General features: G+C 57.3%; 14 protein-coding genes. 12 read left to right on the top strand and 2 right to left on the bottom strand.

Going from position 1 to position 12,016, the window contains the following annotated elements; genetic code table 11:
- Positions 1-194 precede the first annotated feature (194 nt).
- The 7 genes from RWM61_RS07910 to glnA all read left to right on the top strand — a co-directional run bounded on the left by RWM61_RS07910 (position 195) and on the right by glnA (position 7,105).
- Complete coding sequence (locus RWM61_RS07910) at positions 195-752, top strand: DUF402 domain-containing protein (RefSeq protein WP_313999262.1); 558 nt, start codon at positions 195-197, stop codon at positions 750-752.
- Positions 749-1,444, top strand: a complete 696-nt coding sequence (locus RWM61_RS07905) for a YdcF family protein (RefSeq protein WP_313999260.1) — start codon at positions 749-751, stop codon at positions 1,442-1,444. The genes RWM61_RS07910 and RWM61_RS07905 overlap by 4 nt, the downstream gene beginning before the upstream one ends.
- Before the next feature lie 129 nt (positions 1,445-1,573).
- Complete coding sequence (locus RWM61_RS07900) at positions 1,574-2,551, top strand: AAA family ATPase (protein WP_313999258.1); 978 nt, start codon at positions 1,574-1,576, stop codon at positions 2,549-2,551.
- A gap of 18 nt (positions 2,552-2,569) precedes the next feature.
- Positions 2,570-3,862 carry a GTPase HflX gene (hflX, locus tag RWM61_RS07895; RefSeq protein ID WP_313999256.1) on the top strand — a complete coding sequence of 431 codons (1,293 nt, stop codon included), beginning with the start codon at positions 2,570-2,572 and terminating at the stop codon, positions 3,860-3,862.
- A gap of 136 nt (positions 3,863-3,998) precedes the next feature.
- A complete protein-coding gene (locus tag RWM61_RS07890; RefSeq protein WP_313999326.1) occupies positions 3,999-5,267 on the top strand; it encodes a methionine gamma-lyase family protein in 1,269 nt (422 codons plus the stop codon).
- A 61-nt stretch (positions 5,268-5,328) separates the two neighbouring features.
- Positions 5,329-5,742 (top strand): MerR family transcriptional regulator, encoded by a 414-nt coding sequence (locus tag RWM61_RS07885; protein WP_313999254.1) that lies wholly within the window; start codon positions 5,329-5,331, stop codon positions 5,740-5,742.
- A 34-nt stretch (positions 5,743-5,776) separates the two neighbouring features.
- Positions 5,777-7,105 carry a type I glutamate--ammonia ligase gene (gene glnA / locus RWM61_RS07880; RefSeq protein WP_313999252.1) on the top strand — a complete coding sequence of 443 codons (1,329 nt, stop codon included), beginning with the start codon at positions 5,777-5,779 and terminating at the stop codon, positions 7,103-7,105.
- A gap of 118 nt (positions 7,106-7,223) precedes the next feature.
- Here the strand turns inward: glnA and lexA are convergent, their stop codons facing one another.
- Positions 7,224-7,847 (bottom strand): transcriptional repressor LexA, encoded by a 624-nt coding sequence (lexA, locus tag RWM61_RS07875; protein ID WP_313999250.1) that lies wholly within the window; start codon positions 7,845-7,847, stop codon positions 7,224-7,226.
- Between the two features lie 214 nt (positions 7,848-8,061).
- On the opposite strand from lexA, the gene RWM61_RS07870 reads away from it, so the two are divergent.
- The 5 genes from RWM61_RS07870 to RWM61_RS07850 all read left to right on the top strand — a co-directional run bounded on the left by RWM61_RS07870 (position 8,062) and on the right by RWM61_RS07850 (position 11,331).
- A complete protein-coding gene (locus RWM61_RS07870; protein ID WP_313999248.1) occupies positions 8,062-8,457 on the top strand; it encodes a LysM peptidoglycan-binding domain-containing protein in 396 nt (131 codons plus the stop codon).
- Positions 8,458-8,700: 243 nt separating this feature from the next.
- A complete protein-coding gene (locus RWM61_RS07865; protein ID WP_313999246.1) occupies positions 8,701-8,889 on the top strand; it encodes a DUF896 domain-containing protein in 189 nt (62 codons plus the stop codon).
- 74 nt (positions 8,890-8,963) lie between these two features.
- Positions 8,964-9,950 (top strand): aldo/keto reductase, encoded by a 987-nt coding sequence (locus tag RWM61_RS07860; RefSeq protein ID WP_313999244.1) that lies wholly within the window; start codon positions 8,964-8,966, stop codon positions 9,948-9,950.
- A 43-nt stretch (positions 9,951-9,993) separates the two neighbouring features.
- Positions 9,994-10,524 (top strand): hypothetical protein, encoded by a 531-nt coding sequence (locus RWM61_RS07855; RefSeq protein WP_313999242.1) that lies wholly within the window; start codon positions 9,994-9,996, stop codon positions 10,522-10,524.
- Positions 10,525-10,545: 21 nt separating this feature from the next.
- Positions 10,546-11,331 (top strand): HAD family hydrolase, encoded by a 786-nt coding sequence (locus RWM61_RS07850; RefSeq protein ID WP_313999240.1) that lies wholly within the window; start codon positions 10,546-10,548, stop codon positions 11,329-11,331.
- Between the two features lie 84 nt (positions 11,332-11,415).
- On the opposite strand, the gene RWM61_RS07845 is transcribed toward RWM61_RS07850, so the two are convergent.
- Positions 11,416-11,958: an acireductone dioxygenase gene (locus tag RWM61_RS07845; protein WP_313999238.1), complete on the bottom strand. Its 543-nt coding sequence runs from the start codon at positions 11,956-11,958 to the stop codon at positions 11,416-11,418.
- Positions 11,959-12,016: the final 58 nt, after the last annotated feature.

The raw sequence follows: 12,016 nt of genomic DNA, 5'->3' as shown, positions 1-12,016 counted from the left end.
TACACGGGGGACCGAGCCCCCGTTTCTTTTTTTCGAAGACGGTTTTGACCGCAGGCTCGGTTTATTTTTTCCGTTAACTGGAGATGGCCCGAAAGATGTGGTAAGCTTTTTTCATAACAGGTTGGATAGACGGGTTCCGAAAGGCCCGGCAAGCAAGCGGGCACTTTCCAATTCAACGGAAAGGTACGTAGCTTATGAAACGAAAATTTTCGGATCGCGCCAATTGGAGACGCATCCTTCGGAAAAGCTACACCTGCTTGTCCATGGACGGTGACGATTTCAAGGGGCTTGTGACATTTTACCGGATCCATGAGCTTCGCGAACCGCTGTGGAAGGAATACAACGGCCGCAAGCTGTGTCTGGCGGACCGGGGGTTCCTGTGGATGCAGCATTATCCGAAGGGCGAGCATTTCGTCGTCACGACGATGTTCGACGACAAGGGCAAGGTTGTGCAGTGGTACATCGATATTTGCAAGACGCAGGGATTAACCGACCAGAAGGTGCCGTGGTTCGACGACCTCTATCTCGACATCGTCGTGCTGCCGTCCGGCGAAGTATTTTTGCTTGATGAAGACGAACTGGAGGACGCGCTGCGTTCGGGCGATGTGAGCGCGAAGGACGCCGAGATGGCCCGCAAGACGGCGGGACGCCTGCTGTCGTTGATCCGCAACGGGCGATTCCGCTATTTTACGCTTAGCTTGAAGCACAGAAAGACGCTTGCCGAGAGGGTGAGCGGAAAGGAGCCTTCGTGAGAACGGGAATGCAAGCAAAGGCCCGGGTCAAAGCCAAACGGCGGAAGAAGAAACGCTTCCGGCCGTTTGCTTTTGCGTTTCGCACCGCTATCGTTCTGGGCCTGGCCGGAGTCGGCTGGATCGGCTATCTGCTCTGGACCATATATGCTTTTCAACCGGCGCCGCTGAAGGACAAATACGATGCCGGCATCGTACTGGGAGCGGCGCTGTGGCGCAATGAACCGACCGCGGTCCTAAGGGAACGGCTCGACCATGCGCTTAAGCTGTACAAGCAGGGCAAGTTCGACACCTTCATTCTGACCGGCGGCTACGATTACAACGGCTCGACCATTCCGGAAGCGGAAGGGATGCGCGATTATCTGCTTGCCAGAGGGGTGCCGCAGGACCGGATGCTGCTGGATCCCGAAGCGCAGAGCACCTATGATAATCTGCTCAACAGCAAAGCGATCATGAAGCGGGAAGGCATTGCATCCGTCGTCATTATCACGCATGAGTTTCACACCGCTCGCGCAGCCGACATCGCCCGTTATCTGAACTATGACCGGCCCGCATTTTCGATGGCGGAATCGCGGGCACGGCCGGTCCGGGAGCAATCGCGACGCGAGGTGATGGCTTTTACGAAATGGAAGCTCGACAGCCTGCTGCTCCGTTTCGGGACGCGGCTGCCGGATAACAAGGAGATGGGGCTGTAAGTCCGCCGGCGGTAGGACCAAACCGCTACTATGGGGGGCGCCGCACGCATACATTGGATAAAGCGGCGGATGCGGAAGCAGGCGCGTGTCCGTGTCGGATCGACTCTCATAAGGGTAGGTGATGCCCGCATGAACGGACGTGCGGCCTTGACGAACGAAACGGCCCCAACGAGGCCTTCCAGACAGATCAGCGTAATTTTGCGCGGGAACGAAGCCCAGGCGCAGTCGGCGCCCGCACCGGGCCCGGAAGCGGACAACGCCGCCAAGGCCAGGCACAGCGAGGGCCATCCCTTCGCGGACATCCAGAAGGAGCTCGACTCGATGGTCGGCCTCGACAACGTCAAGTCGCTCATGTATGAAATTTATGCGCTGCTCAAGGTTTCCCGGCTGCGGGCGGACGCGGGACTGGCCGGGGGCTCCCATGTTTACCATATGGTGTTCAAAGGCAATCCGGGCACGGGCAAAACGACGATCGCGCGTATCGTGGCAAAGCTTTTTCAGCGGATGGGCGTCCTGCATAAAGGCCACCTGATCGAGGTGGAACGGGCGGATCTGGTCGGCGAGTATATCGGGCATACGGCCCAGAAAACGCGCGATTTGGTTAAAAAAGCGATCGGCGGGGTATTATTCGTCGATGAGGCCTACAGTCTCGCGCGCGGCGGGGAGAAGGACTTCGGCAAGGAAGCGATCGATACGCTGGTGAAGGCGATGGAGGATTATAAAAATCAGTTCGTGCTGATTCTGGCCGGTTATCCGGACGAAATCGAGAACTTCCTGATGACGAACCCGGGGCTGCCGTCCCGTTTTCCGATCCAGATCGATTTTCCCGACTATACGGTCGATCAGCTGATCCTCATCGCCGAACTGATGGTCAAGGAGCGCGATTACACGCTGCTGCCGCAGTCGCTGTTCAAGCTCAGGCAGCATTTGACGTCCGAGAAAAACGAATCGTTTTTCGCGTTCAGCAATGCCCGTTATGTGCGGAACGCGATCGAGAAGGCGATCCGCCACCAGGCGGTACGGCTGCTTAATCAATATGCGAACGGTTCGCCCGGCAAGCACGAGCTGATGGCTCTGCGGCCCGAGGATTTGAAGTGGGATACGTGATATAAGGAGCTGCAAAAGATGGCGACGTCTACTTACGATACGAATCACGATATGCGGGACAGGGCCGTGCTCGTCAGCCTTGTGACGGATGAGGCGAAGCGCGGCTCCGCCGATCCGGAGCATTCGCTGGCCGAACTGGTCAGCCTGGCCGAAACGGCCGGCGTTCAGGTGCTGACGACGATGGCGCAAAACCGGGAAACGCCCGACTCCAAATGGTTCATCGGCAAAGGCAAGGTGGAGGAGTTGCGCGCCGTCGCGTCCGAGCTGAGTGCGACGACCGCGATCTTCGACCAGGAGCTGTCGGGCGCGCAGGTGCGAAACCTGGAGGAAGCGCTGGATTTGAAAATCATCGACCGGACGCAGTTGATTCTCGATATTTTCGCCGGCCGGGCCAAAACGCGCGAGGGCATCATCCAGGTCGAATTGGCCCAGCTCAGCTACTTGCTGCCGCGGCTGTCCGGGCACGGCAAAAACCTGTCGCGGCTGGGCGGCGGCATCGGCACGAGAGGCCCCGGCGAATCGAAGCTCGAGACGGACCGTCGTCATATCCGGGGCCGCATTTCCGAGCTGAAAAGGCAGCTGGAGGAGGTTGTGCGACACCGCAAGCTTCACCGCGAGCGGCGGAAGAAATCCGGCGTCATCCAGGTGGCGCTTGTCGGCTACACGAACGCGGGGAAATCGACGCTGCTGCGCGAGCTGACCGAGACGGATGTGTACGTCGAGAATCAATTATTTGCGACGCTCGATCCGACTTCGCGCAGCTGGGTGCTGCCCGGCGGCAAGGAGGTCGTATTGACCGATACGGTCGGATTCATCCAGAATCTGCCGCATGACCTGGTCGCCGCATTCCGCGCCACGCTGGAGGAAGTGAACGAGGCCGACCTCATTTTGCATGTTGTCGACAGCTCGTCGCCGATGCGCGCAGAGCAAATGTCGGTCGTCGCGGACATCCTGACCCAGCTGGGCGCGGGAGACAAACCGCAGTTGACCGTGTTTAACAAAAAGGACCTGTGCTCCGAGGATTGCAGCGAGCTGCTTGCGGGCGGGAGGGACGCGCTGTTCGTGAGCGCTTACTCGAAGCCGGATCTGCAGCTGATCCGCGAGGCCGTGCAACGGAAGCTGACGGGAGAAACGCTGACGTTCGCGATTCCGGCCGACCGGGGCGATCTGATCGCGCTGGCTTACCGCAGCGGCGAGGTGCTTGGGCAGGACGCAAGGGAAGAGGACGGCTTGATGAGGCTTACAGTCCGGTTGAACAAACAGGAATACGAATTAAACGGGTATAAGCTGCAGCCATACGTACAGCGATAATATCGTGCGGGCTGCGTTTGGCCGCATAGGTCTTTGGCTGGCAGGGCGGTTAGCTGATTCGATTGGCAGGTTAAGGGTGGGAGTCGGCGGGTACTACAACAGGGGAGAGAAGGGTTTGAGGCAACTGGCGGATAACATACATTGGCAGGCATGCTTGAGGGTGGCCGAGTCGGCGGAGGAACGGCTTCAAGGCCGATTCCGGGAGCTCGACCGCATGGCGGAGCGCAACCATTGGAAGGTGATTCAAGCGTTTCAGCGCCATCGCGTCAGCGATTTTCATTTTTTCGGCTCGACCGGTTACGGCTATAACGACCGGGGCCGCGAGACGCTCGATCTGGTGTATGCGGACGTTTTCGGAGCGGAAGCGGCACTGGTGCGTCCGCATTTCGTATCGGGCACGCATACGATCGGCTGCGCGCTGTTCGGCGTATTGCGCCCGGGCGACGAGCTGCTGTACATAACGGGCAGGCCTTACGATACGCTGCACAAGGTGATCGGCAAACCGGGAGACGGCGGAGGGTCGCTGCGGGATTGGGGCGTCGGTTACGGCGAGGTGGCGTTGCCGGAAGACGGGAGCGTTGACTGGGCGGGTGTGGAAGCCGCCGTGAACGGGCGCACCCGGGTGATCGGCATCCAGCGGTCCAGAGGGTACGATTGGCGGGCGTCGTATACCGTGCGCGAGATCGGGGAGATGGTGCGCCGGGTCAAGGCGATCAAGCCCGATGCGATCGTGTTTGTCGATAACTGCTACGGCGAATTTACGGAGGAGACGGAGCCGACCGAAGCGGGCGCCGACCTGATGGCGGGCTCCTTGATCAAAAATCCCGGCGGCGGCCTGGCGGCCACCGGCGGCTATATTTGCGGCCGGGCGGATTTGGTCGAGCAGGCGGCTTTCCGGTTGACCGCGCCGGGAATCGGAGGTGAGGTGGGAGCGACGCTCGGCACGCTTCGCGGCGTGTATCAAGGGCTTTTCCTTGCGCCTCATCTCGTGGGACAAGCCTTGAAGGGCAGCGTTCTGGCGGCGGCTGTGTTCGAGGCTCTCGGCTTCGAGTCGCAGCCGAAATGGGACGAGCAGAGGACGGATTTGATCCAGGCGGTCCGCTTCGGGTCCGCCGAGCATCTGATCGCGTTCGTCCAAGGCATTCAGCAGGCGGCGGCGGTCGATGCGCATGTCGTGCCGGAGCCGTGGGACATGCCCGGCTACGAGCATCCGGTCATTATGGCCGCCGGCACTTTCATTCAAGGGGGAAGCCTTGAGCTTTCGGCCGACGCGCCTATCCGCGCGCCTTATATCGCCTATATGCAGGGCGGGCTCACTTATTCGCATGTCAAATATGGCTTATTGACCGCCTTGAGCCGCATGGCTGAGAAGGGAATAATTGTGATCAAACCTAACATACCTTGACATGTTTAGGTCGGGAAGCTACAATAAACCCATATCACAACAATTGGAAGGTTGATGCGGCATGGGGGATGAAATACGCAGGAATATGGCGCTGTTCCCGATCGGAATCGTCATGAAACTGACGGATTTGACCGCTAGGCAAATCCGGTATTACGAGCAGCACGAGCTCATCGTGCCCGCGCGGACGGCCGGTAACCAGCGGCTGTTTTCCTTTAACGATGTCGAGCGTCTGCTCGAGATCAAATCGTTGATTGAGAAAGGCGTCAACATCGCCGGGATCAAGCAGGTCATGCACCCGGTGTCGAAGGAATCGGAGGAAGCGACGGTTATTACCGAGCAAACCGAAAGCAAGCGCCGAGAGCTGTCCGACATGCAATTGCACCGCCTCCTTAAGCAGCAGCTGCTGGACAAGAGACCGGGCAAAGCCTCCATGATTCAAGGCCAGTTGTCCCGTTTCTATAGCAATAAGCCATAACGTAAGAATAACGCACGTAGAAGGAGAGGATCCCGTGAGTTTGACGAAAGAAGACATTTTGCGCATTGCCAAGGAAGAGAACGTCCGGTTCATCCGTCTGCAATTCACCGATTTGCTCGGAACGATCAAGAACGTGGAAATTCCGCTCAGCCAGCTTGAAAAGGCATTGGACAACAAAATGATGTTCGACGGATCTTCCATCGAAGGGTACGTTCGGATCGAAGAATCCGATATGTACTTATATCCCGATTTGGATACATGGGTCGTGTTCCCATGGGTGACCGAGGATCGCGTGGCCCGCTTGATTTGCGACGTGTACATGCCGGACGGCACGCCGTTCGCCGGCGATCCGCGCGGCATTCTGAAGCGCTGCCTGAAGGAAGCCGAAGAGCTGGGCTTCACCGCCATGAACGTCGGCCCGGAGCCGGAGTTTTTCCTGTTCAAAACCGATGAGAAGGGCAATCCGACGATGGAACTGAACGACCAGGGCGGTTATTTCGACCTTGCTCCGACGGACCTCGGCGAGAACTGCCGCCGCGAAATCGTGCTCACGCTCGAGGAAATGGGCTTTGAGATCGAGGCCTCCCACCACGAGGTGGCTCCCGGCCAGCACGAGATCGATTTCAAGTATGCGGACGCCGTCAAGGCCGCCGACCAAATTCAAACGTTCAAGCTCGTCGTAAAAACGGTCGCACGCCAGCACGGCCTGCATGCGACGTTCATGCCGAAGCCGCTGTTCGGCGTCAACGGCTCGGGTATGCACGCGCATCAATCGCTGTTCCGTGGCAAAGAGAACGCGTTCTACGACGAGAGCGACAAGCTGGGCCTCAGTCAAACGGCGCGCCAGTATATGGCGGGCGTCCTGCGCCATGCCCGCGGTTTCGCGGCCATCACGAACCCGACGGTCAACTCCTACAAGCGTCTCGTACCGGGCTATGAAGCGCCGGTCTATGTCGCCTGGTCCGCGAGCAACCGCAGCCCGATGATCCGTATCCCGGCCTCCCGAGGACTCAGCACGCGGATCGAAGTGCGCAATCCAGACCCGGCGGCCAACCCTTATCTGGCGCTCGCCGTTATGCTGAAAGCCGGATTGGACGGCATCAAGAACAAGCTTCCGCTGCCTGCGCCGACGGATCGCAACATATACGTTATGACCGAAGAAGAGCGTCTGGACGAGGGTATTCCAATTTTGCCGTCCAGTCTGAAGGAGTCGCTGGAGGAGCTGCTGCGCGATGAAGTTATTTGCGAAGCGCTCGGCGACCACGCGCTGGCGCATTTCTACGAGCTGAAGGAAATCGAGTGGGATATGTACCGGACTCAAGTGCATCAATGGGAACGGGATCAGTACTTGACGCTTTATTAATCGGTCCGTTACGGATGTATATGCGAAAGCCGTCCTTATTCTGCCTGCTTGGCGGAAGAGGACGGCTTTTTTGATCACTTTTGAAGGTGATGCGGCTGCTCTGCTTCTGAGATCGAAATCAGTGGATGTCCCGGAACAAGCCGATGACTTTGCCCAGAATCGTTACATGCTTCAGCCGAATCGGCTCCATCGTCGGATTTTCGGGCTGCAGGCGAATATGATCCTTTTCCTTGTAAAACGTCTTGACGGTCGCTTCGTCATCCTCCGTCATGGCGACGACGATTTCGCCGTTCATAGCCGTCTGCTGCTGGCGTACGATAACGTAGTCGCCGTCATGGATGCCGGCCTCGATCATGCTTTCACCGATGACATTCAGCATGAACACCTGATTGTCGCCGACGAAATGGGCCGGCAGCGGGAAATACTCTTCAATGTTCTCGGTTGCGGTAATCGGGACGCCGGCCGTTACTTTGCCGACGACGGGCACCTTGGATACGGCGAGCGGGAAATGAATGTCGCTCTCTCCGTCCTGATCCAATATTTCGATTGCGCGGGGCTTCGTCGGATCGCGGCGGATTAGCCCTTTCTTCTCCAACCGGTCCAAATGGCCGTGGACGGTGGAGCTGGAAGCGAGACCGACCGCTTCTCCGATTTCCCGGACGGAGGGAGGGTAACCTTTCTCGCGGACTTCATTCTTAATGAACTCCAGTATCGCTTGCTGGCGGTTGGAAATTTTGGACACCATCATCACTCCATCGATCATTGTTGTGACAAATTATAGCACAGAACCCGAGTTCGTACAAACATAGGTTCTCAAAAACATCCGTTCGCACCGTGTTTTGGAGCTTGCCGTTAAAAAAGGGAACAAGTGTTCCAAAAAAACGTTGACTGCAAACAAATGTTCGTGATATATTGAATTCAAGTGAAAGAGAACAAATGTTTGGGGTGCTGTGACAATGGCAAACGGTATCGGATCTCTATCATACATATCGATGCATACCAGTCATAATAAAGGAACGGCTGCGAACGGACGCGCCGGCCGCAAGAATGATGTCCGCCCGAGCGATCGGATCTTAACCGCGCGCCTGACGGCTGCGGCATTGTTTTTCCTCATTATTTTCACCGGCTTTGCCATCGTGCAGTCGGGAGCCTCGGGCACGAGGGCGGAAACCGCTGCGAACGGAGAAAGAACGATCGTCGTGTCCTCGGGAGATACGTTATGGGATATCGCGCAAAGCGTGAAGCCGGAAGGCGGGGACGTTCGCAAGACGGTATATATGATTAAGAAACGAAACAATCTCTCGGGCAGTGTATTGCAGCCAGGACAGTCACTCATCGTACCCGCGAAGTAGGTAACGATCCTGAATCCCGCGAGCTCGAACGTCAAATCGCAGTCAGGCCGCATAAGTCACGAACAATGAAATTGACCGCAGGCAGCGGAGTGTAACCCCGGCGCCGCGGTCTTTTTCGTTATCTTTGGATTTGGATCAGGCGTGGGAGCGGCGTCCTTGACAAGGACTTATCGATAATGTCAAAGTAAGGAGAGGGCAGCAGCGCCGGTCGGCCGGTGGGAACATCGAAGGAGGAATCAGGATATGGGTAAATTGCTGGACAGGATCAACGAGCTATCCCGGAAGCATAACTCGGTCGGGCTCAGCGACGAGGAATTGGCCGAGAGGGACGAGCTGCGAAAGCAATACCTGGCCCAGTTCCGGAAAAATTTCAAGGATCAGCTGGACAATATCAAATGGGCCGACGAAGAAGAGGATGCGACGAAGCACTGATTGGCTTTTACGTCCGGAGCGGCCTTCCCGGCCGTTCCGTTCTATTTTTTATATCCGTAGACGGAGGGGAATGCATGGAATACCGGTTGTTGGGAAGAAGCGGGCTGGCCGTTTCCGAGCTATGCCTGGGGACGATGACGTTCGGCAATACGACGAGCGAAGAGGATTCGATTGCGATGATTCACCGGTTTTTGGAGGCGGGAGGCAATTTCCTCGATACGGCGGATGTCTATGTCGACGGCCGATCGGAAGAGATTGTCGGCAAGGCTATTAAAGACCGGCGATCGGAGGTCGTATTGGCGACGAAGGTACGCTTCGCGACAGCGAAGCATCCGAACGGCGTCGGCGTCTCTCGCAAGCATATGTTGGATGGGGTGGAAGCGAGCTTAAGACGTCTGCAAACCGATTATATCGACCTGTACCAAATGCATGTCTGGGACCAAGCGACGCCGATCGAAGAAACGCTGCGCACGCTTGACGATTTGGTGTCGTCCGGCAAGGTCCGTTACATAGGGTGCTCGAACTATTTGGCTTGGCAGCTGATGAAATCGCTCGCTTACAGCGATTTCAACCGCTTTGTCCGGTTCATCTCGATTCAGCCGCAGTACAGCCTGGTCAGCAGAGAGATGGACCGGGAGATCATGGAATTATGTCTTAGCGAGCAGGTCGGCGTCATTCCGTGGGCGCCGCTCGGCAGCGGATTCCTGACCGGCCGTTACGGCCGGGAAGAGCCGCGGTCCGGCAGATTGACGTCCAAATCGGGAGAAAGCTCCTGGACGAATCGCTCCACCGAGAAAAATTTCGCTATCTTGGACGAGGTGTGCAAGGCGGCCGGCGAGCTCGGCAAAACGCCGGCGCAGGTCGCTCTTCGCTGGCTCATCCAGCGTCCCGGTATTACGGCGCCGATATTCGGCGCCAGCACCTTGGAGCAGTACGAGGACGATATCGGCGCCGCCGGATGGACGATGCCCGAGGAGATTTGGAACTGCCTCGACGAAGTCAGCGCCTTGCCGTCCGAATATCCGACTCGATTCATCGATAAATTCCGCCGGCCTATATAAGTGACCCGCTGCCGATGGATAGACACAACAAGGAGGAACGACGATGTCCCGCTCGTGGGAACGCAAAGTAAGACGCAATACCGCTGTCGTCAACAAGCAGCGCAAGAAAGAAGGGAAGCCGAATTTGTCGGCTCCCGGCGTCAGAATCGACCGGTATTTGGGCCGCAATTTTTTGTTGCCGTCCTTTCTGGTGCTGTTTACGGCGGTTTACATCTATATGGTGACGATTCCGACGAATGATCCGAATGCCGTCAGAGCGACGGATTCAGCGATGTTCTGGGTGACGGTCGCGGCTTATTTGCTGCTCGCCGTTTTGTTCTTTTTCAGGCGTCCGTATCTGAGCGTGGCGAAGGATTATTTGGGAACGCGCCGGATGACCGGCGATAAGCTGTTGTTCGTTCCGAACATCAAGTCGATCACCGTTCAGCCCGGCCATGTGGTCGTGGAGCAGGCCAAAGGCGCAAATTGGGTGTTCTCGCGGACGATGAACCGCTATCCCACCGATGAGATGGCTGAACGCCTTCGGGCGTTTGCAAAGGACAACGGCATACCGTTCCAAGAGAAAACCAAATAAGTACGGGAGCGAATACAACGAATGGCGAAAAAAGCGGTTCTGTTTGATTTGGACGACACCCTGCTGTGGGATGAACGCAGCATAAAAGAAGCGTTCGAGGCGACTTGCCGGGTGGCATCGGAGCGCGCAGGGGTTGACGTCGGACAGCTGGAAGAGGCGGTAAGACGCGAAGCGAGGGCTCTTTACGAGTCTTACGAAACGTTTCCGTTCACGAAAATGATCGGCATTAATCCGTTTGAAGGACTTTGGGCGAAATTCCGCGAAGGGGAGCAAGCCGAGTTCCGCAAGCTGCAGGCGCTGGCTCCGGAGTATCGGCGCCAGGCATGGATTCGCGGCCTGCGTGCGCTCGGCGTGGATGACGAATCGCTGGGCGCCGAGCTTGCCGATCGTTTTCCCGCGGAGCGCAGGTCGCGGCCGATTACGTATGAAGAGACGTTCGAGGTGCTGGATCAACTGCGCGGCAACTACAAGCTGCTGTTGCTCACCAACGGTTCGCCGGATCTGCAGCGGGAGAAGCTGGCCGGTGTGCCGCAGCTGGCGCCGTATTTCGATCATATCATCATCTCGGGCGAATTCGGCGAGGGCAAGCCGGCCGCGAACATTTTCCGTCATGCGCTCACGATGCTGGGAATCGATCCGGAGGACGCCGTCATGGTCGGCGACAAACTGACGACCGACATCCTGGGCGCAAATACGATCGGCATGGATTCGGTATGGATCAACCGCCATGGGGCGACCCGCACGGATGAAATCGTGCCGAAGCATGAAATCAAGCATCTCGGTGAGCTTCTGGACATCCTGCAATAGAGGCAGCGGCGGTTCAAACAGAAAGCCCGTTCTCCGCATGGCGCGGAGGACGGGCTTTCTGCATCGCCGGTACAAACATGATCGTCACGCTTTCTGGAATGCGGGATCCTCATAAGGATGGGCAATCCAGCCTTCGGTTTCGATGAACAGGCGGACGGCCACAATCTGGCGGTTTTCCATCAGCGTGAAGAAGTGAGGCTTATGCTCGGGAACGGAGATAACGTCACCTGCTTCGAGCTCCACGTCGAAATAGCCGACATCCTCCGTGCCTTTGATAATGAAGATGCCGCGGCCGGCCGTAATGGCGCGCACTTCATCCTCGGTGTGCGTGTGCACGGATTCGAACTTTTTCAGCAGCTCCTCCAGGTTCGGCGTCGCTTCGGACAGGGCGACGATGTCCCACGTCCGATAGCCGCGGCGGGCGGCCAGATCGCGAATTTCTTCATCGAAGGTGGAGAGGATCTGGTTTTTCTCGTCGTCGGACAGCGCAAATTTATGTTGAAGCTCTTGCGGCAGCTTGGAAGCGTCCCAATGTTCGTAAAGCACTTCTTGACTGTTCAGGAAAGCACGCACGTTTTCTTCGCCGGAAATGCGTTCGTCCGTATTGCGGATGCGGATTTCAGCCAACGTTAATCCCTCTTTTCCAATAAGATAAAATCGGTCGATTCCATTATAAAACATTAAC

Origin of the sequence: uncultured Paenibacillus sp., assembly GCF_963515335.1 — a bacterium.
Taxonomy (GTDB): Bacteria; Bacillota; Bacilli; order Paenibacillales; family Paenibacillaceae; genus Paenibacillus_I.
Note: the sequence above shows the minus strand (reverse complement) of the source record. Positions and strands in the feature narration are given on the sequence as shown.